The following is a 26517-nucleotide window of genomic DNA, read 5'->3' as shown; positions in this document are numbered from 1 at the left end:
CACCCGCTTATGGCAATTTTTACGCGATGAGCACCCTCGATCCTGAGATTCAAGCCGCCTTAGCGTTGGATTTGCAACGCTTTGGCCCTGCCCCTGCGCATCTGCCGGGCGATCCGGCCGCCGCCCGGGCCGAGCAGGAGCGCCGCCGCGCGCCCTGGAATGTCGGCGGGCCGCAAATGGCGATCCAGCGTGACATTGCGATCGCCTTGCCCGACCGGTCGCTGACGGTCCGCCTCTACGTGCCCAAACTGCCGGCCGAAGGGCTGGTTCTGTATCTCCATGGCGGCGGCTGGGTGATCGGCAGCCTCGACACGCACGACCGGCTCACGCGCGCGCTGGCAGCCGCCTCGGGCCTCGCGTTTTTGAGCATTGGCTACCGTAAGGCGCCCGAACATCCCTATCCGGCCGCCCTGGAAGATACGCTCGATGTCTTGGATTGGCTCGCGGGCAATCCGGAGATTCTGGGTTTTCCCGTACGCATGGACCGGCTTGCCGTGGCCGGCGACTCGGCCGGGGCGACGATCGCCGTTGCCGCCGCGATGGCGTTGGGCGCTTCTGGCAAGCCGCTGCCGGTTGCCGTCGCCTCGATCTACGGGGCGCTCGACAGCGATCTCGACACGGTTTCGTATCTGATGCGCGGCGACGGCCGTTACGGACTTTCGCGCGCCAGCATGGCGCTCTACTGGTCTTTGTACTGTGCGGATCCCACACGGCGGCGCGATGCGCTCGTGGCCCCGGCGCGCGCACCTGCGAACTATCTCGCCTATCTTAAGCGGCCGTTCCTCTTGGCGGCCGGGCTCGATCCGCTGCGCGACGACAGCCGCCGCATGCGCGACCTGCTGCTGGCGGCGGGCATCGACACGGCCTATGTCGAGTATCCGCGCGCCAACCACGGCTTTGCGCATTTGTCGTCGGTCTCGACAGCGGCACGATCGGCGATTGCCGCCACGGCAAGCCATCTGCGCACGGCGTTTGAGGCTCAGTAGGCCGGTTTGCCCAAAGTGCTTCGGCCGAGCGGCAGGGCCACCAACGTCACGAACGCGACCGTGCCCAAATGCCAGACCAGCACCATCGTCGACGTCTGCAGATGATGGAACAACTCGAGCCCGGCGGAGGCGAAGGCCGCCGCCGCCAAAGCACCCATGGCGAGCGTACGCGAGGGTGCGAGCGGCGCTGCCTTGCGCAGCATCAGCGCCATTGCAATTCCGAGTGCGGAACTGGTCAGCACGATGAATTTGAAACATTCCCAGCTCGTGCCGAAAGCGGCACGGCCGATCTCGGAAAGTTCGGCCGCACAGCCGGTCCCGAGCGTGCCGAGCCACACGCCGAGCGGCAAGACCGGCAGCAATTCGATGGCGCGCTTGCTGCCCGGCACGGACATCTGGAAGGCGGCAAACGCAGCCGTGAGCCCGACCAGTACCGACGCGATCCAGGGCGCGGCGAAGGCCGGGTCGGCGAAACGCTCGGCAATATCCGCGCGGACCCCATGCATCGCCACCAACGCGCCGACGACGCAGACGGCAAAAGCCAGCCACTTGCCCGCCCGCACTTCCGGCGACGGCAAGCGCTTGACGGGTGCGACCGCCTCGCTCAAGGCGGCGATAAGTTTGTCGGTAGGGGTCATCGGTCCTGATCTTTTTCTTCGCGTTTCCAGATTTTGCGCAGACTCGCAAGCGCGCGGTGGGTCGCAACCTTCAAAGAGCCGACGGATTGTCCCGAAACGGCGGCGGCTTCGTTCAGACTCAACTCTCGCAGCTTCAGCAACTCGACCGCTTGGCGCTGGCCAGCCGGCAATTGCGCCAACCAGCGTCGGATCGAAGCGGCCGCTTCTGACTTCTCGTTGTCACGGTTCGCAAGCGGATCGGCAAAGGTTTCATGCGTGGCATCGTCGAGCGGCGTTTCGTGGCGGTTTGCCGAATTGCGCCGTCGCCGCCAATCGATCGCGCGGCGCCGTGCCACGGCCACGAGCCACGGCTTGATCGGCCGCGCCGTATCGTAGGTGTGGCGGATCGCGTGCAGGCTGATCAGCGTTTCCTGCGCCACGTCTTCGATCTGGTCGAACGGAATGCCGGTCCGGCCGATCACGATGCGCAAAAACGGCAGCACTTCGGACAGGAATCGCCGATACGCTGCCGCATCGCCGGCCTGCGCACGTCCCATCAATTCGGGCCACGAATCGCTGTCCATCGCTGCGCACCATGGCATATTTGTGCGGCGCAAACAGCGACCTCGCCGGGGTCAGGCGCCGAAATTCACCTGGGTCCCGCGTAGACCCTGTGCGAGCGGCGCATTGGCGGTTTCGAATGTCCGCAAGACGGCGCTCGGGGCTTCGCGCGGCGGCAGTTCGGTGGCCGCCTTTTTGGCCTTTTCGACATCCGTACAATTGAAGCACGGCACGCCGTTGACGATTTCCATGATGGATTCTCCATCGTTCGAGAAAACCACGCATTTTTGCGAGGTCGGTACCCTCTCCGTTTCGACAGCAGCGCCCTGTAGGTTACGGGGCGATACACAAGAAAAACTGTCCCGTTTTTTGCATGCCCGGGCTCCACGGGCTGGCCCTCGCCCCCGACTGGGCCCCCGATTGAGGAGAGTTATCTATGAAAACAGCGTTTTTTGTCGCCGCCGCCCTGGCGCTGGCGACCCCCGTTCTGGCGCAAGCCCCGGAACAGCCGAATGTCCGCCTGTCGCTCGATTGGGCCTTCCAGGGCCCGCAATCGATGTTCACCTACGCCGCCGAGAAGGGCTTCTTCCGCCAGGAAGGCCTCAACGTCACGATCGACCGCGGCATGGGCTCGGGCGACACGGTCACGCGCATCGCCTCGGGCGCCTACGACATGGGCTTCGGCGACATCAATCCGATGATCAAATTTTCGGCCGAAAATCCGGGCCGCGAATTGACGGCCGTGTACATCGCCTACGAGCAGGCCGCCCTTGCCGTGATGACGCTGAAGCGGACGGGCATCACGAATTTGAAGCAGCTCGAAGGCCGCAAGCTCGGCGCCCCCACGGTCGATGCCGGCCGCCAGATGTTCCCGGCCCTTGTGCAGGCCCAGAAGCTCGATCCGGCCAAGATCGAATGGGTCACAATGAACGCGCCCTTGCGCGAGCCGATGCTGTATCGCGGCGAGGTCGACGCGATCACGGGCTTCATCACCTCCGGCATCTTTTCGCTGAAGGCGCTGGGGGCCAAGGACGAAGACATCGTCACGTTCCGCTACCGCGAATTCGGCGTCGACGTCTATTCGTCGGCGATCTACACGACGCAGGATTTCGCCGCCAAGAACCCGCGCACCGTGGCCGCCATGGTGCGGGCCATCAATCGCGGCGTGAAGGAGTCGATCCTCAATCCGCGCGAAGCCGTCGCTTCGCTCAAGTCGCGCGACCAGCTCGTCGACCTCGCCCTCGAATACGACCGCCTGCTGCTGTCCTTGCGCGAACTCGTGATGACGCCGCACACGCTGGCCAACGGCATGTCGGACGTGCGCGAGGACAAGATGCGCGAGAACATCCGCATCGTGAACGAGGCCTTCGAGGTCAAGAACAGCACGCTCACGCCGGCTAAGGTCTTCACCGACCGTTTCCTGCCGCCGAAGGCCGAACGCATGCTGCCCCAACTCGGCAGCTAAGCGGACTTCGCACATAAGCGGTCACAAAGCCGACTTGAAGACGTGCCATGCTGAGTACCCTTCGAGTCGGCTTTTGTGACTCATTCTCTTGACCGCTTCCAACGGAGACTGCACAAGCAGGCGATGCGCAGTCCGCCCGAAGATTTCTGGACGACCACGCTGGCGTTGACGGCACCCGCCTCGCTCGTGCTTGTCGTTTTTGCGGTTGCCCACCAGGTTTCGTGGCTGTGGGCGCTGGTCGCCATTGCCGCGACGGGTCTGTGCACGGGCTGGCTCGTGCGCCGCCATCTCGAGCGTTTGGCCCAGCACGCCGCACGGCTCGAGGCGTTGGCCAAAGGCGATCCGCCGAATGCCTTGGCGACGGCCCAGGAAGAGGGCCCGACCGCCCCCTTGGCCGAGGCGGTGGCCAAGCTCGAACGTGCGATGCCCGAGCGCGCCCAGCCGATGGCGAGCGAAGCGGCCCTCGAATCGATCGTCGATGCATTGCCCTACGCGATCCTGCAGATCGACAGCGACGAGCGCATCGTTCGCGCCAACACGGCCGCCCGCGCTTTGTTCGGCTCGGACCTCGAAGACAAGCCGCTGGTGGCGTATCTGCGCGACCCCAGCACGCTCGATGCGGTGGCCGAAGCCCTCTCCGGCCGCCATCCGGAAGCGACCGAAGCGCGCCTCGCGGGCTCGGTCGAGCGCGCTTTGCGCGTGCGCGTGGTGCCCTTGCCGCGCCCGCTGGGCACGGCTCCCGCCGCCCTCGTCGCGATCGCCGACGTGACGGCCGTGCAGCAGGCCGAACGCATGCGCCGCGATTTCGTCGCCAATGTGAGCCACGAGCTGCGCACGCCGCTTGCCACGCTGACGGGCTTCATCGAAACGCTGCAAGGGCCCGCGCGCGACGATACCGAAGCCCGCAAACGCTTTCTCGGCATCATGGATGCGCAGACCCAGCGCATGACGCGCATCGTCAAGGATCTGCTGTCGCTCTCGAAGATTGAAGAGCTCGAACACAGCCCGCCCGCGACGCAAGCCGACATCGCCAAGACGCTGCAGACCACGCTCGATTCGCTGACGCTGGCCGCCAAGGCCAAAAATACGGGCCTCGACGTGCAGATCGCCGGCGCCCTGCCGCCGGTGCGCGGCGACAGCGACCAGCTGGCCCAGGTGTTTCAGAATCTCATCGACAACGCGATCAAATACGGCCGCAGCGGAGGTACTGTGCGCGTGCGCGCAAGCGTGGCCGCCCGTCTGCCGGCCGGATTTGCGCCGCGTGCCGAGACCTATGTCGAGATCGTCGTCGCCGACGACGGCGAGGGCATTGCGCGCGAGCATCTGCCGCGCCTAACCGAGCGTTTCTACCGCGTGGATGCCGGCCGCTCGCGCGACATGGGGGGTACTGGCCTCGGCCTCGCGATCGTCAAACACATCGTCAACCGCCACCGCGGGGCGCTCGACATTGCGAGCGAGATCGGCAAGGGCACGACCTTCTCGGTCTATCTGCCGGTCGCCCAAGCCGCCGCCCAAAACGCCCGCGCGACGGGCGACTGACAGGCGAAACGTCTGCGCAACACGTACGCAACATAGATGCAACATGCGCGCGACGTCCACGCGACATGGACGCGACGTTTTTCTTGGTAAGCCATTGATTTATATAAAACCGTCGCGCGGTTTTCGTGAAAATCCGCGTAACGCTCGAAATGGCCGAGCGCGCCAAAAACTTCTTTACGATGTCAAACAGCGCATGAAAGGTTAAACTTCCTTTCAGTGCTTATAATCTAACACAGGTTCGACGCCGTGTCACCGATTCGATGCATCGGTCGCAGTATTCGGCCGCGCATCGCGCGCTCAGATATCGTTAGTCCCGCGAGTTCACCGCAGATCGCAAACCCGGCAGCCTCTGTCAGGAAACTAGGAAGCTACATCAAGGTCGAACCTATACTCGTGCAAATCGAGCTTTCGTCCAATCTGCGATACGTTCCACTTCAGATTTCCGCCATCCAAGTTCAGCGCAACATGCCAATAGCTTCGATCACCTTTTTCTGTCTGGTTGAGACTCGGCAAAAGGGCTGCAACCTCAGCAAAAGGCACCGCATATGCTTCGCGGCGATCCATACATCCTAAAACAAAAAATGACTGCTTACCTTCCTTCAAGAATTCAACCCACGCAGGATGCAGAGCGTACCAATAAGGTTGATAGTCATTGTCATATCGTTTTGATACGGCGCAAGTCACTCGAAGGTCGCCTGCGAGATCAGAAAAGTTCGTTTTTGACTTTTTGTGTGCTTGAGATCCTCGTAGCAAAAAGAATGCGTTCACAATCTTTGCTCGCTTAGCCTCGAGCTCCATCTTTGGAGTTAGCTCAGCCGTAAATCTTTTCGGCTTGACAGAAGGCTTCTGCAGTTGCTCTTGAGACAATATCTCTGGCGGCTCAGTTAACGCCTCGTCTGCCTCCCTTTGGGTATCAAACAACATATCGATGATGTTATCGACTCGAGTGTATTCAAATGGATGAAGAATCGTCCTTATTTGAGTAACTAGCTTTGGATCATCTAACTCCTCGTGAAGGAACATCAATTTCACAAGTGAGTTGATGCTTATAATTCGGACGCTCCAAGCATGCCGACTTCCCCGAACTTGTGCTTCTAAGTCACCAGTATCTTGTCGTCCAACTACGACCAGAGTGTTTACTTTTTTATCAGGGCCTATCTGTGCATCCTTTAGCTTCTCACTATATGCACAAATTGTATCTAGGTTTATCCTATACGCATCTGTTGTCTTTACCTCTACTACAAGATATGCAGCGCCATCGAACCACAGACCATCAAACCCGATCTGGTTTTGAGCACCACGGTAGCGCCCATTTTGAACCTGGTAGCCAAGACGACGACCTATCTCGTTTATAACGTCTTGCAAAACAAGCCCGCCCCGATCAAATTTCTCTTCAAGGCAATACTGAGCATATGCTTCAAGTTGAGCAGTACTCCTTTGAGAAAGAAACTGCCTAAGTTGATCGGATGAAGCGCTCTTATCGCGAAGTTTACCGTCGCCGCATATCGCGACAATTTGTTCAATTGTATACTTGTCAACCGCAGGACCGCCGGGTCCCAGCAATTCAATTAGTGTGGGCAATTCAACCTCCCCGAAGTTGATCCGACAACGATAGCAGCAAGGTAACCTGCCTTTCCAGGCCATGGCTACAAATCCGGGGTTCCGGGGACACCATACTTAATTGTGTTTCGACACGGAGGGTTCCTATGCCCAAGCGCAAACCAGATGACGCGGAAGCGCGCCTTGCGCGGCTTAGGATATTGGTAAAGGCGGGTATCGACGATCTCGACAAGGTCGGTATGTCGAGTTAACGAGCGACGAACTCGAAGCGGGGCTCAACCGACACTTCGAAGAAAAACCACGGTGCCTCGCCACGCCGCCTGTGATGCGGTCAAAAACCAAGAAACGGCCTTAGGCGGCAGCGCGCTAGCTTCATTTGACGTATTTGAAGCGTGCGCCGACGTCCAACCCCGCCGCGCCCGCTCACATGCCGGCGAACAGATCGCTCGGGTCGGCGACGCGCTTCACGACCGCTTCCTTGAGCTTGATGAGGGCGCGGTGTTCGATTTGGCGCACGCGTTCTTTGGAAATGCCGAGGCGGTCGCCGAGCGTTTCGAGCGTCACGTTGTCTTCGCCCAAGCGCCGCGCTTCGATGACGGCGCGCTCGCGCGCGTTGAGGTCGCCCAAGGCGGCGCGCAGCAGGTTCTTGCGCGCGTCTTCGTCGTGCAGCGACATCGTGGTTTCTTCGGGCGTCGGGCGGTCGTCGGCGAGGGCGGAAACCCAAGCGTTTTCGTTTTCGTCGCTGGCCGGGGCATCGAGCGAACGGTCGCCGGCCGACATGCGGCCTTCCATCGTTTCGACGTCCGACAGATCGACGCGCAAGCTGGTCGCGATCTGCTTGCGCTGCGCATCCGTCATGCGGTCGGCCGACGGATCGTCGAGCTTGGCGCGCAGGCGACGCAGATTGAAGAACAGAGATTTGTGCGCGGCGGTGGTCCCGGTGCGCACGATCGACCAATTGCGCAGCACGAAATCCTGGATCGCGGCGCGGATCCACCATTGCGCATACGTGGCAAAGCGCACGTCGCGCGACGGCTCGAAACGTTGGGCGGCCTGCATGAGGCCGATATTGCCTTCTTGGATGAGGTCGCCGACGGGCAGACCGTAATGGCGGAATTTGAGCGCCATCGACACGACCATGCGCCCATAGGCGCCGACGAGCTCGGCTAAGGCCGTTTGATTGCCGGTCTCGCGCCAGGCCAGCGCCAGCTCCATCTCGCGCGCGCGCTCGAGCATCGGGGTTTTCATCGCGCGGCGAATCACGATCAGATTGTCGCGCTGGGTCTGGGCGTCGTCGAAATGGGCCATTCGAACGAACTTTCCGGATCTGCCCAGGGTCGAACCCCAGGTCTTGCCCCGCCAATGCCGGGCTGTCTTGGGGTTTACGCAACCCCCGACAAGTCGGATCACAGGAATTCCAAAAAACCCCGTTCAGGCTTCAATTGTTTCGAGAATTTCGCCTTCCGATCCGATACTTGCGGCCAAAAGCGGGCCGCCGAAACCGCAGCCGCCGTCGAGCGTGAGGGTAAAGGGGCCCGCCGCACTGCCCGGATGGGTGGGGGCATAGCCGCGCACGATGCGGGCATAGCTCTCGAAGGCCGTGTCGCGTTTGTCGAAGCCGCGCCCGCCCCACCACAGCGCATCGCCCTGGGCTTCGAGCGGGCGGTCGAAATCGAGACCGGCACTCACGAACAGGCGTTTGCCGATTTCGTCGGTGGCGGCACGGCGCATTGCGAGCGTGAGTTCGCGGTGGCCGGGCTTCGCATCGAGGCCGCGGCGCACGAGGCCGGTCCAGCGCGCCAAGGCGGTTGCCCCTTCGCGCGCAGCGACGAGGCCGGCACGGATGTCGGCCCCATAGGCTTCGAGTGTTGCGGCCAAGCCCTGGTCGAGCATCCAGGAAAACACTTCGCCGGGATTGACGGCAAAATGCAGCTGCAGGCATTTCTGCAGCATCTCTTCTTGCATGCCGCGCAGGAACACGACGTCGGCCGCAAAGAAACCGGGCAGGGCGATGATCTCGCGGCGCATGCGCAGCATCTCGTCGATGGCGGCGGCTATACCGGGCCCGCGCCCAAGCCAATTGCCGAGATAGACAAGCCGGTCGCCGGTTTGCCAGCGCTCGGCCAACGCCTCGTGCAGACGCCCGAGTTTTTCGTCCGCCCCGTGGATGCTCGAAACCGCCCACACGCGTTTGGCCTTGCGCAGCACGGCGAAGCGTTCGTTGCGGGCAGCGCTGGTCGATTTTGCGGGCGGAGAAGCAGCCATCGCCGCAAAGCTAACGTGCGCGCTCGCGCCGCCCCAAACAAAAAAGCCCCCCAACTTAATCCACCAAACAAAAACCCCGCCGGTTCGACCCGGCGGGGTTTCTGCTTGGTCCCTTGAACTTGCGTTCGGACTTAAGCGGCTTTCAGCATCGCTTCGAGGCGCTGCACGGCCACTTCTTCCGTGATCTTTTCGACGGCCGCGAATTCGCGCACCAGACGGTCGAGGGCCGCCTGGTACATCTGGCGTTCGCTGAACGACTGGTCGGGCTGGCCGGCATTGCGGTGCAGGTCGCGCACGACTTCGGCGATCGCCTTGGGGTCGCCCGAATTGATCTTGGCTTCGTATTCCTGCGCGCGGCGGCTCCACATGGTGCGGCGGATGCGCGCGCGTGCCTTCAGCGTGGCGAGCGCGTTCTGCATTTCCTTTTTCGTGCAAAGACGGCGCAGGCCCGAGGTTTTGGCCTTCATCATCGGCACGCGCAGCGTCATGCGATCCTTGTCGAACTGGATCACGAACAGACGCAGCTTGGTGCCCGCGATTTCCTGCGATTCGAGGCCGGTGATTTTGCCCACGCCATGGGTCGGGTAGACAACGTGGTCGCCCACGGCAAAGCCCAGATCGTCGGTTTCGCGCACTGTCGTCTTGCGTAGCGTCATGGAAAAGCCGCTCCTTTCAGAACCGACCGGAAAAAAACCGGCCGGAATGTGCCACTCGTAAATCGGCCGTCGAACCCCACACACCGTCGGACGCTGCTCTCGGGAGGGTCTATTTCACCTATTCTCCGGGGAGAATTGGCGAAAACCCCGCCGTTCCGATGTGCCGGTTTGGCAAATCGGCCCTTGTCCATTTGAGCTAATCCTTTGTCCGGACAGCTAAAACGGCGATCGAGAAGCGGGCATCCTGGCCCGTGGGATCCCCTGCCGGGGAGGAGGCCTGCGACGAAATTGCCACAGTCCGATGATTATTAAGCTATCACAAAAACGACGAAAAAGCACGCTTTACCCGCGCGTTTTTTGCACGGCTAAGGTCCTTTTGAGAGACTTTAGGGCTTGAATTTCGCCGGAACGCGACTTTTATGGGTTTCCCGAGCCAGGCTTAGGAGAAAAATACTTGTCGAACTTTCCCTCAACACCCTTCCAGGAATCGGCATCGGCGGGCGCATCTTTCTTGCGACGCAGATTCGGCCATTTCTCGGCGTACTCGGTGTTGATGGCGATCCAGGGCTGGGCCGAGGGGTCGGTGTCGGGGCGAATCGCTTCGGCCGGGCATTCGGGCTCGCACACGCCGCAATCGATGCACTCGTCGGCCTTGATGACGAGCATGTTCTCGCCTTCGTAGAAGCAATCGACCGGGCACACTTCCACGCAGTCGGTGTATTTGCACTTGATGCAGTTGTCGTTGACGATATAGGTCATCGCGCTCTCTCTGGCCTTTACGCACGCACCGGTTCCGACTGTTCGGGTAGCATAGCCCTTCGCCCTCGGCAACCCTGTGCCCAGCAGGGTCAAACCGCTTCGTAAAGATCGCGATAGAGCGCTTGCCCCTGGGCGGCATTGCCGCGTTTGGGCGCGAAACCCAGGATCTCGACCGTGCGCAGCTTGTCGCCTTGCGTGAAGGTGAGAACGTCGCCTTGTTTGACAGCGTCGCCCTTGTCGAGGATGCGGCCGCGGCAGCGCACGCGGCCCGCTTCGAGCACGCTTTGCGCCTGTGCGCGCGAGCGGAAGAAGCGCGCGATCCACAGGAATTTGTCGGCGCGCATGCGGTCTGGTGTTTCTTCGCCGTTCATTTGCGCGCAATCCCCGACAAGACCGAAAAGGGCGACGCGGCATCGCCCGGCGTGGGCCTCGGGCGCCGCCTCGCGGCCCCGCCGCGATGGGCTGCAAACATCGGTCCGTTTTCGCCCTGCTGCAGGCGATAGCCGAGCGATACCGCGACCGCCGGCAGCGTCGCCGCCTCGCAATCGACGAGCTTGGCCCAAGCGGGATCGAGCGCAAACGGCCCTGCGCGCCCGGTTTGCAGCAGCGCTTGGGCGAGCTTTTCGAGCCGGTCGGCGCGCACAAACAAGGGGCCGGCCGGCAGATAGAGGCACGCGGCCATCAGGCCCGGCGGCTGGTCGGCGCGCGGCACGCTGAGCTTGCCCGGCGGCGGCGGCACGCCCTCGCTGCCGCGATGAATGGACCACAGCAGGGCGCGCAGCTTCGTCGCGGCGTGGTCTTTAAGTGCGGGCACGTAGGCCGCGCGCACGCCGACATGCACGCCGATCGAGGCAAGGCGCCCGCGCGCGGTGCGGTCGAGACTGTCGAGGGCAATCGTCGTGTCGGATGCGGCGATGGCACCGAGCGACGCCGCAAGCTCGAACGCAAGACCGCGTGCGGCGGCGGGCAGCGGCTCGGTCTTGAGGCGCAGGAGCGGGGCCATATGCTGTTTGAGCCAGGCCTGCAGCCATTCGGCTAAACGGCGCGAAACGGCCTGCCGGTGTGCAGGCTCGAGCAGATCGGCGCGCGCAAGCTGGATTTCGGGTGCAAGCGCTTCCGTACCGGCAACGAGCTTTGCCACTTGCTGGCCGTGCCACGCGATGCGCGCATCCGGCAGCAGCGTGAACGCGGCATCGTCGTCGGCGACGAATTTCTGCACGCGCAAGCCCACATCGCGGCGCAAGGCGCGGTTGGCGGCCGCGCGCAACGCGGCCACGCCCATATCGAGCGACGGGTCGGGGCGAAACTCGAACCCGTCGAGCTTGCCGGCGGGCATGCCTTCGACGAGCACGTCGCCCGACGCCGTCACGGCCGCCAGCAATTCGCTGCCGTCGGCGAGTTTGCGCACGATGACGGCATTGCGCCGGTCGACGAAGCGCTGCGTGAGCCGCTCGTGCAGCGCGTCCGACAAACGGTCTTCGACCGCGCGGGCACGGGCTTGCACGCCCTCGGCATCGGCGATCCAGTCGGGTCGGTGCGACACGTAGGTCCAGGTACGGATGGCGGAGATCTGCTGCAGCAATTTGTCGATATCGCCGTCGGCCGAATCGATGCGCTCGATTTGGCGGTCGACCCAATCCTGCGGCAGGCGGCCCGCGGGCCCCGCAAGATGGCCGAAGATTTTGGCGAGCAGGCGCGGATGCGTGTCGGCCATCTGTTTGCGGAAATCGGGGATGCGTGCCACCTCCCACAGCAGCCCCACACGCCCGCGCGACAAAGCGCGGATGTCGGCATCGCGCGCCAGCGCCTGCAAAGCCAGATGGTCGTCGGCATCGCGCACGCGCACGAGCTCGGGCCAAGGTGCTCGCCTGTCGAGCGTTTCGAGCAGCCCGTCGAGCGTGCGGAAATCGAGATCGGAATTGCGCCAATAGCAATGGGTGAGGGGCGGGAAGCGGTGCTCCTCGATCGCTTCGACAAGATCGGCGTCGAGCGGGCCCACATCGGCCGTGGTGCCGAAGGTGCCGTTGGTCATGTTGCGGCCGGCACGCCCGGCGATCTGGCCAAGCTCAGGCGCGAGGAGCCTTCGCATATGGCGGCCGTCGAACTTCGCCGTCGCCGCAAACGCGACATGGTCGATATCCATGTTGAGGCCCATGCCGATCGCGTCGGTCGCGATCAGATAGTCGACGTCGCCCGACTGGTACATGGCGACCTGCGCGTTGCGCGTGCGCGGGCTCAAAGCGCCGAACACGAGGGCCGCCCCGCCGCGCTGGCGGCGCACAAGCTCGGCGATCTCGTAAACCTCGGCGGCCGAAAACGCGACGATGGCGCTGCGCCTGGGCAGGCGCGTGATCTTGCGCGGGCCCGCATAGGTAAGCGTCGAAAGGCGCGGGCGCACGACGAATTCGGCCTCGGGCACCAGGCGCCGGATCAAGGGCCGGGCGGATTCGGCCCCCATGAACATCGTCTCGTTGCGCCCGCGCGCATGCAGGAGCCGGTCGACGAAGACATGGCCGCGCTCGCGGTCGGCGATCATCTGGATTTCGTCGACGGCAAGGAACCCCACCTCGCGCTCGATCGGCATCGCCTCGACCGTGCACACGAACCAGCGCGCATAGGGCGGCACGATGCGCTCCTCGCCGGTGACGAGGGCGACTTGTGAAGCGCCCTTGGAGGCTGCGATGCGTTCGTAGTTTTCGCGCGCCAGCAGGCGCAGCGGAAAGCCGATCATGCCGGTGCGATGGCCCAGCATGCGCTCGACCGCCAGAAAGGTCTTTCCCGTATTCGTCGGCCCCAAGACGGCCGTAACCTTGGAGTCTTGCATCGCGACCTTGACTCTTGCCCGCCTGCCGGGCGAATTCAAGCCATGCTCATCGCCCAGATATCAGACCTCCATATCCAGACCGACGGCAAATTCGCCTACGGCAAGGTTGATACCGTGTCGTATCTGACCAAGGCCGTCGCCGTGCTGAACGCGCTCGACCCGCAGCCCGACATCGTGCTCGCCACCGGCGACCTCGTCGAGCGCGGTTCGGCCGTCGAATACGGGCTCCTGCGCGAGATCCTCGCACCGCTCAAAGCGCCCTTGCTTGTCGTGCCCGGCAACCACGACGCGCGCGCGACGTTGAAGGCCGCGTTCCCGCATGCCGGCGGCGATCGTGTGGCCGAGGGCGACTTCTTCCATTATGCGGTCGACGATCATCCGGTGCGCCTTGTGGCGGTCGATACGTCCGAGCCCAAGAAGCCGTGGGGCACGTTCTGCGACGCGCGTGCCGCTTGGCTCGACGCAACGCTTGCGGCGTGCGGGGCGAAGCCGACGCTGATCTTTCAGCATCACCCGCCTTTTGCGACCGGTATCGCGCACATGGACAAGATGGGCTTGCGCGACGACGGGCGTTTGGCCGCCATCGTCAAGCGCTACCCGAATGTCGAGCGCGTCGTCTGCGGCCATGTGCATCGCGCGATCCAAGTGCGCTTTGCCGGCACCATCGCGTCCGTGTGCCCCTCGACCGCGCACCAGATTGCACTCGATCTGCGCGCGGACTCGGCGGGCGGTTTCACCTTCGAGCCGCCGGGGCTGCAACTGCATCGCTGGACGGCCGAGACCGGCATCGTCAGCCACACGCTCGCCACGACCGGCGACCGGGAGACGATCCCGTTTCCGTGGGGCTGATGCAGGCTCTCTTGATTCGGCCGCAGAGCCCGACTAGATAGCCCGGCAAAACAAGACCATCCGGAGCTACCGATGACCGAAAAACACGAATTCCAGGCGGAAGTGAGCCGCCTGCTCGAGATCGTCGCGCACTCGCTCTACAGCGAACGCCAGGTGTTTTTGCGCGAACTGATTTCGAACGCGTCCGACGCCTGCGACAAGCTGCGATTTCTGGCGCAGCAGGACGCAGCGCTTGCCGGCGACGATACGGATTTCGCCGTGCTCCTGACGGCCGACGAGAGCGGAAAAACGCTGACCATCGCCGACAACGGCATCGGCATGGATCGCGACGATCTCGTGGCCAATCTGGGCACCATCGCGCGTTCGGGCACGGCCGCTTTCGTGAAGGCGCTCGATGCGGGCCAGCGCAAGGATATGCCGCTGATCGGCCAATTCGGTGTGGGCTTCTATTCGGCCTTCATGGTGGCCGACAAGGTCACGGTCGAATCGCGCAAAGCAGGCAGCGATGCTGGCTGGCGCTGGGAGTCCGACGGCAAGGGCAGCTACACGATCGACGAGATCGAGCTTGCCAAGCGCGGCACGTCGATCCGCCTGCATCTCAAGGACGACGCCACCGAGTTCCTGGACGCCGACAAGCTCGGCGAAATCGTGCGCCGCTATTCCGACCATATCGCAATCCCGATCAAGCTCGGCGACCAGACGCTGAACCGCGCTTCGGCTTTGTGGACGCGCTCCAAAAACGAAGTCACGGCCGAACAGCACACGGAGTTCTACCGCCATCTCTCGCACGGGTTCGACGAACCCTGGGGCACGCTGCATTGGCGGGCCGAGGGCAAGATCGAATACACCGCACTGCTTTACGTGCCGGGCATCCGGCCATTCGATCTGTTTGCGCCTGAGCGCAAGCACGGCGTGAAGCTCTATGTGCGGCGCGTGTTCGTGAACGAAGCGCCCGAGGGTTTGGTGCCGCGCTATCTGCGTTTCCTGCGCGGCGTGGTCGATTCGGAAGATCTGCCGCTCAATGTGAGCCGCGAGATGCTGCAGAACAATCCGGTCGTGCGCCTGATCCGCCAGGGCATTACCGCGCGCGTGCTGGGCGAGCTCGAAAAGCGCGCCAAGGACGATGCCGATTCCTACGCCGTCTTCTGGGATTCGTTCGGCGAAGCGATGAAGGAAGGCATTTTCGAAGATGCCGAAAACGGCGGCCGCGTGCTGTCGCTCGCCCGCTTCCGCACCACGACGGCACCCGACAAATGGGTCGGGCTTGCCGACTACGTTGCGCGCATGAAGCCGGGCCAGGAGACGATCTACTACATCGCCGGCGACGACGCGAAGACGGTGGCCAACAGCCCGCATCTCGAAGGGTTCGCCAAGCGCGGCATCGAGGTGCTGCTGCTGTCCGACCCCGTCGACGAATTCTGGATCGCGCAGACGACCGATTTCGAGGGCAAAAAATTCGCCTCCGTCACGCGCGGCTCCGCCGATCTCGACAAGATCGCCGAAGCCGAGAAGCCCGAAGATGCCAAGAAAGACGAGGCAACGCCCGACATCGCCCCGTTGGTGGCGCTGTTCCGGCTCGCCCTCGGCGACGACGTCAAGGACGTGCGCGCGAGCCAGCGTCTGGCCGAAAGTGCCGTGTGCTTGGTGGCCGACGACAGCGACATGGATATCCATTTGGAGCGCATGCTGCGCCAGCACAAGCAGCTGCGTGCGGCCGCCAAGCGCATCCTCGAGCTCAACCCCGAGCACGCGCTGATCCAGGCGCTGGCGCGCAAGCTTCGCGAGCAGGGCGACAACACGGCCGTGCAGGCCCGCGTGAGCGAAGTGGCGAAACTGCTGTTCGACCAGGCGCGCATCGTGGAAGGCGACAAGCTCGACGACCCGTCCGCCTTCGCCAAGCGCCTCGCGAGCACGCTTGCCGCCGGATTCGCCGCCGCTTGACCTAGATCATATCGGGCAGCGCCGCCTTGGCGGATAATGCGCTTCGCTTCCGGCCCCTTTTTTCCAAGCGGGCCGGGGCTTCGCGCATCGATCCCGAAGGAGGAATGCTATGGATTTCAGACCGCTGCTGCCCAATGCGCGCGGCGTTTCGGCGAACGCACCGGCCGCGCGCGATCCGTTTGCGGCCATGCGCCGCGAAATGGACCGCATGTTCGACGATTTCACGCGCGGCTTTTCCGCCCCGCCGGTCGGGGCGGCGGCCTTTTTGAGCCCGGCCGCCGAGGTCTGCGAAACCGACGCCGGCGTCGAATTCCAATTCGATCTGCCCGGCATCGACCCCAAGGACGTGGCGGTCGAGATCGAAGACGGCGTGCTGACGGTTGCAGCCGAGCGAACGGTCGAAAAAGACGATCCGGGCGGCGGCAAGCGCACGCATCTGAGCGAACGTGCCTACGGCAAGTTCGTGCGGCGTTTCGAATTGCCGTTCGACGTGGATCCCGCGCGCATCGAAGGGCACTTCGAAAACGGCGTGCTGCACGTTCTCGTGCCGCGCCCCGTGGAAGCCGAGCGCCGGGCGATCAAAGTCGCGGTCAAATCCGGTTGAGGGCAGGCCTTCTTCAAGCCTATTGAATCTCGCGCCCGAGCGAGGCTTTATTGACGCCATGCCGCAAGCCTCGCTCGACCGCCACTCGCCCTTTCCGTCTGAAGCGCCAACCCGCGCCGACGCCAAAGCCATGGACGCCAACGACCCGCTGGGCCGTGCGCGCGACCATTTCCTTTTGCCCGCAGGCCTTGTGTATCTCGACGGCAATTCGCTGGGCCCGCTGCCGCGCCTTGCACCCAACCGCATCTTCGAAGCGATGCGCCAGGAATGGGGCGAAGACCTCATCGCGGGCTGGACCAAACACGGCTGGATGCAGTTGCCGCTCACGCTCGGCGACAAGATCGGCCGTCTGATCGGCGCACCCGAAGGTACCGTCGCGGCGTGCGATACGACCTCGCTCAATCTCTACAAGCTCGTGGCGGCCGCTGTGGCCGAGCGGCCCAAGCGGCGCACGATCCTCTCCGATCGCGGCAATTTCCCGACCGACCTCTACATGGCCGACGGGCTCTTCAAGCAATTGGGCCAGGGCCACAAGCTGAAGCTCTTCGATACGGTATCCGAGCTTGTCGAAGCGATCGACGACGACACGGTCGCCGTGATGCTGGGCCATGTCGACTACCGCACCGGCGAACTGCACGACATGGCCGCGATCACGCGTGCGGCCCACGCCAAGGGCGCACTCGCGATCTGGGACTTGGCCCATTCGGCGGGTGCCTTGCCGGTGGACCTCACGGGATGTGACGTCGATTACGCAGTTGGCTGCGGCTACAAATATCTGAATGGCGGGCCGGGCGCGCCGGCGTTTCTCTACGTGGCCACGCGTCTGCAGGCGAGCTTCCGCCAGCCGCTCCAAGGCTGGCTCGGCCATGCCGCCCCGTTCAAGTTCGAAACCGACTTTCGCCCGGCCGAGGGCATGCAGCGCGCCATCGTGTCGTCGCCCTCGATCCTGTCGCTGCGCACGCTCGAATGCGGCGTGGATGCGATGCTGCGCTGGAAGATGGAAGACATCCGCTCGAAATCCGAAGCCCTGACCGAGATTTTCCGCATCCTGATCGATTCGGTCGGCGAAAAGCTCGGCCTCGCGCGCGTGAGCCCGCGCGATTTCGACAAGCGCGGCAGCCAGCTCTCCTACAGCCATCCAAAGGGCTACGAGATCGTGCAGGCGCTGATCGAGCGGCGCGTGATCGGCGATTTCCGCATGCCGGACATCATGCGCTTCGGCTTCGCCCCCCTCTATCTGCGCTATGTCGATGTGTGGGATGCGGCGGCCAATCTCGCCGACGTGATCGAAACGCGCGCCTTCGAGGATCCCAAATACGCGGTTCGCGCTGCGGTCACGTAAATGCCCCCGCGCAGAACATGACCGGCGACACGCCCGACGCAGCCCACAAGGATTTTGCCGCGTCGATGAGCTATGGCGACTATTTGTCGCTGGATTCTTTGCTGGGCGCGCAGAAGCCGTTGTCGGGCGATCCCAACGAATTGCTGTTCATCGTGCAGCACCAGACGAGCGAGCTTTGGATGAAGCTCGTCATCGATGAGATGAAACGCGCGCGCACTTGCGTCGCGTCCGACGATCTCGGCCCCGCCTTCAAGGGCTTGGCACGCGTGGCGCGCATCTTCGCGCAGCTCATCCAGGCGTGGGACGTGCTGGCGACGATGACGCCCAGCGAATACAGCGCGTTTCGCGCCTCCCTCGGCCATTCCTCGGGCTTCCAAAGCTACCAGTACCGTCTCATCGAATTCATGTGCGGCAACAAGGATGCGCGCTTCCTCGCCGCCCACCGCCATCGCGCCGACATTCTTTCGACGCTGGAAAACGCATTGGCTGAGCCGTCGCTCTACGACGAAGCGATTCGGCTGCTTGGCCGCCGCGGCTTTGCCCTCGATGCGGCGGCCACGTCGCGCGACTGGCGCCAGCCTTACGCGCCGAACGCCTCGGTCGAAGCCGCGTGGGCGGAAGTCTATCGCGACACCAAACGCTATTTCGATCTCTACGAACTGGCCGAAGAACTCGTCGACCTCGAAGACGGATTGCGCCAATGGCGGTTCCGGCATGTGACGACCGTCGAACGCGTGATCGGCTTCAAGCGCGGGACGGGTGGTACCGCCGGTGTCGGCTATTTGAAAAAGCTCCTCGACATCCGCCTGTTCCCCGAACTGTGGGACGTGCGTACGGGGCTTTAGAGGCGGTGGCGCTTGTGGTCGTTCATCAAAGACGATTCAAATTGCCTTGTGACGAACGAGCGCAATTACGTACATCGCTATGGCGCCGGAAAAGTACTGACATATCATTGCGAGCAAGAGCGTCGAACCTAAGCCTCGAAACCCGTGCAAATCAATGCTCCTTCTTGACGAACTGGGCGTGAATCCAAGATACAAAAAATAGAAGGCAAATCCGGCAAAAAGCACAAACAACAAAAAATAGTAGATCTTGGGGTCCAATCGCAAATCCTTGCGAAGGCCATCATGGTTGAGTTTTACGTTTCCAATGTTGAGCTTGATCCTAAAGCCCAGAAAAACTTGGATAACGCTGTTGAACATAACGGCGAAGACAAAAAGCGCGAACGCATGAGAAGCATAGTCCAAGCGCGCTGGTGCGACGCCGACCTTCGCGAACGCGTGGATCGTTTTTTCCGCCCCTGGTATCGACCCCTTTACGACCTGCATCCACCACAGGACGGCAAAGCCCTCTGGCCGTGACAGGATCAGTTCACCACAAACTAGAAAGTACACCGTCAGAAAAGTCGGAAGGGCAAGGCCGAATAGGTGATACCGAAGGCCGAGCGTCGGTCGCCTTGTAAAACTACGCCGATAGGTCATTTTTAGGCCCAATCGCTGCTCCATAGCCTCGAACAGGCTACGATCATAGAGATTGTTAAACCAAAGGTAAATTGCGTGCCGTATGGGGGCTTAGTCTTCGCGGAATAGCGCAAGCACGTGCGGCGTTGTGCAGGCGAACCGACGGAGGGTTCGAGATGCGCGCCAAAGCTTTGCTGATTGCTGCCTTGCTATTCGCCGTGCCTGCTGCGGCCCAGCCACAGAATCCGAGCGAGGCCGTACCGCCCGAGCAATTGGCGCGCGAGGCGATCGCAATGATGATCCAAGCGCTTGGCGCCATGATCGCGAACCTGCCGCAATATGCGGCACCGGAAATGGACGCCGACGGCAACATCACGATCCGCCGCCTCAACCCGCCGCGCCTGGCCAAGCCCGCCCCCGCCCCGTCCGGCCCGCAGGGCGGCATCCCGCTTTAGCGAGGCGCGTGCGCGTCACGCGGCCGTTTTGGTGCGGCGCTGGCGTGCCTTCTCGAGGTCGTGCGCCGATTGCAGATTCATCCAGAATTCGGCCGATACGCCGAAACGTTCGGCCAAGCGCAGCGCCGTGTCGCCCGTGATCGCACGCACGCCGTTGAGTATCTCGGTGATGCGGTTGGCGGGCACGTCGATCTCGCGCGCAAGGGCGCGCGCCGACATGCCGAGCGGTGCCAGGAACTCCGCGCGCAGCACCTCGCCTGGCGATACGAGCGGAAGGCGTTCGCCTGTCGCATCCGAAGCGAGGTCGAGCATGCCGGCATCAAGATCGCCGCGAGAGATCGTCTTATTCTTCTTGGCCATCGTTCGCGTGCCCCTCTCTCAGTGATAGTCGACAATTTCAACATCGTGTGCTTTGCCGGAGTGCCACACGAAACACAGCCGCCATTGGTCGTTGATGCGAATACTGTGTTGCCCTTGGCGATTTCCGGGCAACGCCTCGAGACGATTGCCGGGTGGCATGCGCAGATCGTCGAGGCGGATCGCCGCATCGAGCATGCGAAGCTTGCGCCGCGCGACCGCCAGAATGTCGGCGGGAAAGCCTTTCGGGACTTGGCCTGAGAATACGAGTGCCGTGCGGCGGCATCGAAAACTCTCGATCATTGCGTGTTACGTATCACGCAACACTTGCCCCGTCAAGCTTCGCCGACGCCGCAACGCATCTTGCGCGAATGTTTCAGCCGAACAGATACGACGCCAGCAGCAGCGTGACGGCGACGACGAGGGCGAAGAACGTCGCCATCATGCCGTAGATGCGGAAGCGGAAATTCTCGGGCAGTTGCGACACGCCCCAGGCGTGCGACAGTCGTCCGACGACGAGGCCCGCGCAGGCAAGGTGGATGAGGCCCGCGGGTGCTTCGCGGATTTCGGCGAAGGCCAGCAGCAGCAGCACGAAGGGTGCGTATTCGGCGAAATTCGCGTGCACGCGCACACGCCGCTCGAGGGCGTCGTCGCCCAGGGGGCCGATCGCTTTGCGTGCGGTCCGCCGCGCGCGGATCGCGCGCCCGCTCAGAACCAGATAGAGCAGGCCCAGCACGGCCGCATAGATCGGGACGATTTCAAGCGTCATGGTCGCGGTATAGCCGCCGTCTTTGGCGGCTGCAAGCGCGACACCAAACAAAAAGCCCCGAACTTGCGTTCGGGGCTTTTGTCGTTTCGGCCTAGGCCACGTTGCTTACGCGGCTTTGAGCAGGCCGCGCAGCACGTACGGCAAAATGCCGCCGTGGCGGTAATATTCGACCTCGTCGAGCGTGTCGATGCGGCACAGAAGATCGACGTCGAACTTCTCGCCCGAGGCGCGCGTGACGGTCATCTTGATCGTCATGCGCGGCGAAATACCACCCGCAATGCCCGCGATATCGACCGTCTCGGAGCCGTCGAGCTTGAGGGTTTGGCGCGTGGTGCCTTCCGGGAACTGCAGCGGCAGCACGCCCATGCCCACGAGGTTCGAACGGTGGATGCGCTCGAAGCTCTCGACGACCACGGCTTTGACGCCCAGGAGCATCGTGCCCTTGGCCGCCCAGTCGCGCGACGAGCCGGTGCCGTATTCTTTGCCCGCAAAGATCACGAGCGGCGTGTTGCGCGCCTTGTATTCGACGGCCGCATCGTAGATCGACATGACCTTGCCTTCCGGCATCAGCCGCGCCATGCCGCCGGACGTGCCCGGTGCCGCCTCGTTCTTGAGGCGGATATTGGCGAACGTGCCGCGCATCATGATCTCGTGGTTGCCGCGGCGGGCGCCGAACGAGTTGAAATCGTCGGGCCGCACCTGGTGCTCGATCAGATAGTTGCCGGCGGGGCCGTCCTTTTTGATCGATCCGGCCGGGCTGATATGGTCGGTCGTGATCGAATCGCCGAGGATGGCGAGCGGGCGCGCACCCTTGATGTCCGAGAAGCCGCCCGCTTCCTTGGGCAGATCTTCGAAATAGGGCGCATGCTTCACGTAGGTGGAGCCGGGCTGCCATTTGTAGGTGAGGCCTGCCGAGGTGCCCATGCTCTGCCAGTTCTTGTCGCCCTGGAAGACGTTCGCGTAGCGGTCGCGGAACATCTTGGCGGTGAGATTGGCGCGCATCGTGTCGGCGACGTCTTTGTTCGAGGGCCACACGTCCTTGAGGTACACCGGGCCGTCCGTACTCATGCCGAGCGGTTCGGTCGTGAGGTCCTTCAGCATCGAGCCTGCCAGCGCGTAGGCCACCACGAGCGGCGGCGAGGCGAGATAGTTCGCCTTCACCTGCGCATGCACGCGGCCTTCGAAATTGCGGTTGCCGGACAGAACGGCCGTGACCGTCAAGTCGCCGGCATCGATCGCTTCGGCGACGGCGTCGGGCAGCGGGCCCGAATTGCCGATGCAGGTCGTGCAGCCATAGCCCGCGAGCGTGAAGCCGAGCTGGTCGAGCGGGGCTTGCAGGCCCGCCGCGAGCATATAGTCGGTCACGACTTGGCTGCCGGGGGCGAACGACGTTTTGACCCAGGGCTGGACTTTGAGGCCCTTGGCGACGGCGTTGCGCGCGAGCAGCCCTGCGGCCACGAGGACCGCCGGGTTCGACGTGTTCGTGCACGAAGTGATCGCGGCGATGACGACGTCGCCGTTCTTGAGCGTGTAGCCGCCCGAGGAAACCTTCACGCCGTCCTTGGCGTTTTTGGGGCTCGTGAGTTCGGGCAGCGCTTTTTCGAAGCCGGCTTTGGCGGCCGACAGCAGCACGCGGTCCTGCGGGCGCTTCGGGCCTGCGAGCGACGGCTCGACCGAGCTCATATCGAGTTCCATCGTGTCGGTGAAGACCGGGTCGGGCGAATTTTCGTCGCGCCACATGCCCTGGGCTTTGGCGTAGGCTTCGACGAGCTTCACGCGCGCCGGATCGCGGCCGGTGAAGTTCAGATAGTTGATCGTTTCCTTGTCGACGGGGAAGAAGCCGCAGGTGGCGCCGTATTCGGGCGCCATGTTGGCGATCGTCGCACGGTCGGCCAGCGACAGCGTGTCGAGGCCGGGGCCGTAGAACTCGACGAATTTGTTGACGACACCCTTTTTGCGCAGCAGCTGCGTGACCACGAGCACGAGGTCGGTCGCGGTCATGCCTTCGCGCAGGCGGCCGGTGAGCTTGAAGCCGACCACTTCGGGGATCAGCATCGACACGGGCTGGCCCAGCATCGCGGCTTCGGCCTCGATGCCGCCCACGCCCCAGCCGAGCACGGCCATGCCGTTCACCATCGTCGTGTGGCTGTCGGTGCCCACGAGCGTGTCGGGATAGGCGTAGGTGGTGCCGTCGCCGTCCTGCGTCCAGACGGTCTGGGCGAGGTATTCGAGATTGACCTGGTGGCAAATGCCCGTGCCGGGCGGAACCACGCGGAAATTCGAGAAGGCGGCAGCCCCCCAGCGCAGGAAGGCGTAGCGCTCGCCGTTGCGCTCGTATTCGAGGGCGACGTTCTTGGCGAAGCTGTCGGCCTTGCCGAAATTGTCGATCATCACCGAGTGGTCGATCACGAGATCGACCGGCGACAGCGGATTGATCTTTTTGGCGTCGCCGCCCATGTCGACCATCGCGTCGCGCATCGCGGCCAAATCGACCACGGCCGGCACGCCGGTGAAGTCCTGCATCAGCACGCGCGCCGGGCGGTAGGCGATTTCGCGCGTGGATTTGCGCGCCTCAAGCCAGCCCGCCATGGCTTTGACGTCGTCGGTCGTGACCGTGCGCCCGTCTTCCCAGCGCAGCAGGTTCTCGAGCAGAACTTTGAGCGAATTGGGCAGCCGCTCGATGCCGTTGAGGCCCGCCGCCGCAGCCGCTTCAAGGCTGAAATAGCTGTAGTTTTTGCCGTCGACCGTCAAGGTGCGGCGCGTTTTGAGCGTATCTTGTCCGAAACTGGGCACGAGCAAATCTCCCCCTTTTGCGAGCGGCGTCGCACCGGCCTTCCGGCGCGCGTCGTTGGCATAGCACGGCTGCGCACGGGATTGAAGCGGTGCGCCGGGGTGCCGGGCAGAGGGTAAACGACCTGTTAACGAATTGGGCGCTACTATGATGACAATGTAAACGAGGCAGCGCCAGACTGTCGCCCGGCGCAGCCGGAATTTGAGGAAACCGCAATTTCCACTGCGTCCCTAGAATCGCGGCCGCCGGCGGCGGTGCGCAAGCGACCGACATTCGCGCGCAGCTACAGCGCGCGGCGCCAACGCCGGATTCTGGGGCTTTTTGCGGTCCTGGTCGTCGCGGCGGCGGCGTGGCTGTTTTCCGACCTGACGGCCGGAACCTATGCGCGCGCGCAGAATGCCGCCCTGCGCCAGACCGCAGCCGAAGCGCATGTGCTGCACGAACACGCCGCCAAAACGCTCGAAACGGCGACGGCCTTGCTCGTCAAAATCGGCGACGAACTCGAGCGGTTGCCCGAGGCTGCGAGCGACGCGGCGGTGGCCCAGGTGCTGGCCCAAGCCCGGATCGTGCGCGCGGTGGTGCCGAGCTTGCGCGCCGTCGTTTTCCACCGCCTCGACGGGCGAATTTTCCGCGACGACGGTGTCGAACCCACGATGGTGGCATTTCCCGACGCATTGCGCGCAAGCCCGCCCGGCCGTCTGCGGATCGAAGCGGCGGCCGATGCCGTGCCGCAGATCGACGTCGTCCGGCGCGTGCGCGGCGGCGCTGTCGTCGCGCGGGTGGATACCGATTTTCTGCGCGCCTCCTTGGCCGCATCGCCCACGAACCTCGTCGGCGCCTTGCTGCAGGATACGGCCGGCAACATCGTTGCCGCCTATCCGCCGCACTTGGCAGATGCGGGCACGCTCGCCCATGTGCGCCCGCCGGTCGAACATTGGTTTGCGGCGGCATTCGAGCATCGCGACGGCTATGTGCTGGCGGCCTACGATTTTGCCGCCCTGCCGCTGCGCGCTTCCGTCCTCGACTGGCACGAATCGTATCTTCGGCCGTATCGCGCTTCGATCGCGCTGCGCGCGACGGTCACGATCGTCGGACTGGCCGTGCTGCTGGGCTTTGCTGCGTTTCTGCATCGCCAGATCGCATGGCTCGGCAGGCTCGATGCGCTGCGCGTGCGCCAGCGCCGCCGCATGCTGGCGGCCCAGCGCAGCCTGCACACGGTCATCAATGCGATGCCGGCCATCGTCAATGCCAAGGACCTCGACGGGCGCTACACGCTGGTCAACGAATTCGCCGCACGTCTGTTCGGCGTGTCGCAGACGGAGGCGATCGGCCGCCGTATCGAGGATCTGACGGATGCGCAGTTCGCCGAGGAAGTGCGCGCGCGCGAGCGCAAAGCCATGGCGGACGGGGTCGTCGACAGCCGCGAAGACACGTTTTTCATCGACGGCCGCCCGCACAGTTTCTACGCCAAGAAAGTGCCGCTGATCGGCCCCGACGGCAAAACCGAGGGCGTGGTCACGGTTGCGGTCGACATCACCGAGCTCAAAGCCGTCGAGCGCAAGTCGATTGCGGCCGAAACGCTGCTGCGCGCGGCGCTTGATTCGATCCCCGAAGGCTTCGCCGTGTTCGATGACAACGACCGTCTGGTCGTTGCCAACCGCACCTATGCGCAGATTTTCACGACCGGCGACGATCCCAATGCCATCGTCGGGCTCACGTTCGCCGATCTCGTACGCGCGTCGATGGTCAAGGGCGAGCCGCCGGAGCCGGGGTTCGAAGGCGAAGCCTGGGTTGCCGAGCGCGTGCGCCGCCATCTTGCGGCCGACGGCGAATCGCGCCTGCTGCAGGTCGCCGACGGGCGCTGGATCTCGACGCTCGAGCGCCGCGTGCCGGGTATCGGCATCGTGGGTTTCCGCGCCGACGTGACGGCGGCGATCGAAACCCAGACGGCGCTTCGCCAGGCGCGCGACGCGGCCGAGTCCGCCAACCGCGCCAAATCCCAGTTCCTCGCCAACATGAGCCACGAGCTGCGCACGCCGCTCAATGCGATCATCGGCTTTTCCGAAGTGATCGAGGGCGAATTGTTCGGGCCCGTGGGCAACAAGCGCTATGCGAGCTACGCGCGCGACATTGCCGCCTCGGGGCGCCATCTCGTCGGGCTCATCGGCGACGTGCTCGACATGTCGAAAATCGAAGCGGGCGGCTACACGCTTTCGGAAGTCGAGATGTCGGTCGTCGATTTCGCGCGCGATCTGCTGCGCCTGATGCGCGGCCACGCGCAGGTCGCCAATGTCGAGCTCGCCCTCGATATCGCACCCGCCGCCGACGTCGGGCTTTACGCCGACAGCCAGGCGCTGCGCCAGATCGCCATCAATCTGCTGTCGAACGCGATCAAATTCAGCCATGCCGGCGGCCATGTGCTGATCGCCGTGCGGCGCGTGGCAGATGGCCTCGAATTCGCGGTCGCCGACAACGGCATCGGCATCGCGCCAGAAGCGCTTGCGCACGTGACCGAGCCGTTCCGCCAGGCGGACGGCATTGCGGGCAAATTCGGCGGCACGGGCCTTGGGCTGTCGATCAGCAAACGCCTGGCCGAGCTGCATGGCGGCGCCTTGCGCATCGAGAGCACGCTGGGGGTCGGTACTGTTGCGACCGTTTGGTTGCCCACGTCGCGCTTGCGCGCGGATGCAGCGCCTTTGCGTGCGGTCGCGCGCTGA

25 protein-coding genes are annotated in these 26517 nt (G+C 63.6%); 10 read left to right on the top strand and 15 right to left on the bottom strand.

Annotated features, from left to right (window positions below; translation table 11 throughout):
* Positions 1-26 precede the first annotated feature (26 nt).
* Positions 27-986: an alpha/beta hydrolase gene (locus tag O9320_06485; GenBank protein ID MCZ8310480.1), complete on the top strand. Its 960-nt coding sequence runs from the start codon at positions 27-29 to the stop codon at positions 984-986.
* On the opposite strand, the gene O9320_06480 is transcribed toward O9320_06485, so the two are convergent.
* From O9320_06480 to O9320_06470, 3 genes are read right to left on the bottom strand one after another with little or no spacing between them, the layout of a single operon-like run.
* The gene (locus O9320_06480; protein ID MCZ8310479.1) at positions 980-1624 is read right to left on the bottom strand and encodes an NrsF family protein; all 645 of its coding nucleotides are present in this window, start codon (positions 1622-1624) and stop codon (positions 980-982) included. The genes O9320_06485 and O9320_06480 overlap by 7 nt on opposite strands.
* Positions 1621-2187, bottom strand: a complete 567-nt coding sequence (locus tag O9320_06475) for a sigma-70 family RNA polymerase sigma factor (protein MCZ8310478.1) — start codon at positions 2185-2187, stop codon at positions 1621-1623. The genes O9320_06480 and O9320_06475 overlap by 4 nt, the downstream gene beginning before the upstream one ends.
* 51 nt (positions 2188-2238) lie before the next feature.
* A complete protein-coding gene (locus O9320_06470; GenBank protein MCZ8310477.1) occupies positions 2239-2415 on the bottom strand; it encodes a hypothetical protein in 177 nt (58 codons plus the stop codon).
* A 185-nt stretch (positions 2416-2600) separates the two neighbouring features.
* Here O9320_06470 and O9320_06465 point away from each other — a divergent pair, with 185 nt between their 5' ends.
* Both O9320_06465 and O9320_06460 read left to right on the top strand, forming a co-directional pair.
* Positions 2601-3629: an ABC transporter substrate-binding protein gene (locus O9320_06465; protein ID MCZ8310476.1), complete on the top strand. Its 1029-nt coding sequence runs from the start codon at positions 2601-2603 to the stop codon at positions 3627-3629.
* Between the two features lie 123 nt (positions 3630-3752).
* Complete coding sequence (locus O9320_06460) at positions 3753-5168, top strand: ATP-binding protein (protein MCZ8310475.1); 1416 nt, start codon at positions 3753-3755, stop codon at positions 5166-5168.
* 360 nt (positions 5169-5528) lie between these two features.
* On the opposite strand, the gene O9320_06455 is transcribed toward O9320_06460, so the two are convergent.
* From O9320_06455 to O9320_06425, 7 genes are all read right to left on the bottom strand, one after another.
* Positions 5529-6812, bottom strand: a complete 1284-nt coding sequence (locus O9320_06455; protein MCZ8310474.1) for a hypothetical protein — start codon at positions 6810-6812, stop codon at positions 5529-5531.
* Positions 6813-7151: 339 nt separating this feature from the next.
* A complete protein-coding gene (locus O9320_06450) occupies positions 7152-8036 on the bottom strand; it encodes an RNA polymerase factor sigma-32 (protein MCZ8310473.1) in 885 nt (294 codons plus the stop codon).
* 123 nt (positions 8037-8159) lie between these two features.
* On the bottom strand, positions 8160-8993 hold the full coding sequence (locus O9320_06445) for a hypothetical protein (protein MCZ8310472.1): 834 nt from the start codon (positions 8991-8993) through the stop codon (positions 8160-8162).
* Positions 8994-9124: 131 nt separating this feature from the next.
* Positions 9125-9649 (bottom strand): CarD family transcriptional regulator, encoded by a 525-nt coding sequence (locus O9320_06440; GenBank protein ID MCZ8310471.1) that lies wholly within the window; start codon positions 9647-9649, stop codon positions 9125-9127.
* A gap of 417 nt (positions 9650-10066) precedes the next feature.
* On the bottom strand, positions 10067-10408 hold the full coding sequence (locus O9320_06435; GenBank protein MCZ8310470.1) for a ferredoxin family protein: 342 nt from the start codon (positions 10406-10408) through the stop codon (positions 10067-10069).
* An 89-nt stretch (positions 10409-10497) separates the two neighbouring features.
* On the bottom strand, positions 10498-10752 hold the full coding sequence (locus tag O9320_06430) for a S4 domain-containing protein (protein ID MCZ8310469.1): 255 nt from the start codon (positions 10750-10752) through the stop codon (positions 10498-10500).
* A 23-nt stretch (positions 10753-10775) separates the two neighbouring features.
* On the bottom strand, positions 10776-13232 hold the full coding sequence (locus O9320_06425; protein ID MCZ8310468.1) for a helicase-related protein: 2457 nt from the start codon (positions 13230-13232) through the stop codon (positions 10776-10778).
* Positions 13233-13274: 42 nt separating this feature from the next.
* Between O9320_06425 and O9320_06420 the strand changes: the two genes are divergently transcribed.
* From O9320_06420 to kynA, 5 genes are all read left to right on the top strand, one after another.
* A complete protein-coding gene (locus tag O9320_06420; GenBank protein ID MCZ8310467.1) occupies positions 13275-14081 on the top strand; it encodes a phosphodiesterase in 807 nt (268 codons plus the stop codon).
* A gap of 72 nt (positions 14082-14153) precedes the next feature.
* A complete protein-coding gene (gene htpG / locus O9320_06415; protein ID MCZ8310466.1) occupies positions 14154-16022 on the top strand; it encodes a molecular chaperone HtpG in 1869 nt (622 codons plus the stop codon).
* Positions 16023-16131: 109 nt separating this feature from the next.
* A complete protein-coding gene (locus tag O9320_06410; protein MCZ8310465.1) occupies positions 16132-16626 on the top strand; it encodes an Hsp20/alpha crystallin family protein in 495 nt (164 codons plus the stop codon).
* 58 nt (positions 16627-16684) lie between these two features.
* Positions 16685-17968: a kynureninase gene (kynU, locus tag O9320_06405; protein ID MCZ8310464.1), complete on the top strand. Its 1284-nt coding sequence runs from the start codon at positions 16685-16687 to the stop codon at positions 17966-17968.
* 17 nt (positions 17969-17985) lie between these two features.
* Positions 17986-18813, top strand: coding sequence for a tryptophan 2,3-dioxygenase (kynA, locus tag O9320_06400; protein MCZ8310463.1), 828 nt, complete (start codon positions 17986-17988; stop codon positions 18811-18813).
* A 36-nt stretch (positions 18814-18849) separates the two neighbouring features.
* Here the strand turns inward: kynA and O9320_06395 are convergent, their stop codons facing one another.
* Entirely contained in the window at positions 18850-19449 is a 600-nt protein-coding gene (locus tag O9320_06395; protein ID MCZ8310462.1) for a hypothetical protein, read from the bottom strand.
* A 155-nt stretch (positions 19450-19604) separates the two neighbouring features.
* On the opposite strand from O9320_06395, the gene O9320_06390 reads away from it, so the two are divergent.
* Positions 19605-19883, top strand: a complete 279-nt coding sequence (locus O9320_06390; protein MCZ8310461.1) for a hypothetical protein — start codon at positions 19605-19607, stop codon at positions 19881-19883.
* A gap of 15 nt (positions 19884-19898) precedes the next feature.
* Here the strand turns inward: O9320_06390 and O9320_06385 are convergent, their stop codons facing one another.
* The 4 genes from O9320_06385 to acnA form a co-directional block, all read right to left on the bottom strand.
* Positions 19899-20195: a HigA family addiction module antitoxin gene (locus O9320_06385; GenBank protein ID MCZ8310460.1), complete on the bottom strand. Its 297-nt coding sequence runs from the start codon at positions 20193-20195 to the stop codon at positions 19899-19901.
* A gap of 66 nt (positions 20196-20261) precedes the next feature.
* Positions 20262-20543: a type II toxin-antitoxin system RelE/ParE family toxin gene (locus tag O9320_06380; protein ID MCZ8310459.1), complete on the bottom strand. Its 282-nt coding sequence runs from the start codon at positions 20541-20543 to the stop codon at positions 20262-20264.
* A 73-nt stretch (positions 20544-20616) separates the two neighbouring features.
* Positions 20617-21060: an MAPEG family protein gene (locus O9320_06375; protein ID MCZ8310458.1), complete on the bottom strand. Its 444-nt coding sequence runs from the start codon at positions 21058-21060 to the stop codon at positions 20617-20619.
* 54 nt (positions 21061-21114) lie between these two features.
* Positions 21115-23802: an aconitate hydratase AcnA gene (gene acnA / locus O9320_06370; GenBank protein MCZ8310457.1), complete on the bottom strand. Its 2688-nt coding sequence runs from the start codon at positions 23800-23802 to the stop codon at positions 21115-21117.
* Positions 23803-24054: 252 nt separating this feature from the next.
* Between acnA and O9320_06365 the strand changes: the two genes are divergently transcribed.
* The gene (locus O9320_06365; protein MCZ8310456.1) at positions 24055-26517 is read left to right on the top strand and encodes an ATP-binding protein; all 2463 of its coding nucleotides are present in this window, start codon (positions 24055-24057) and stop codon (positions 26515-26517) included.

The sequence above is a fragment of the Magnetospirillum sp. genome, assembly GCA_027532905.1.
GTDB lineage: Bacteria > Pseudomonadota > Alphaproteobacteria > CACIAM-22H2 > CACIAM-22H2 > Tagaea.
The sequence above is the reverse complement of the archived record's forward strand: the minus strand, read 5'-3'. Positions and strand labels throughout refer to the sequence as shown.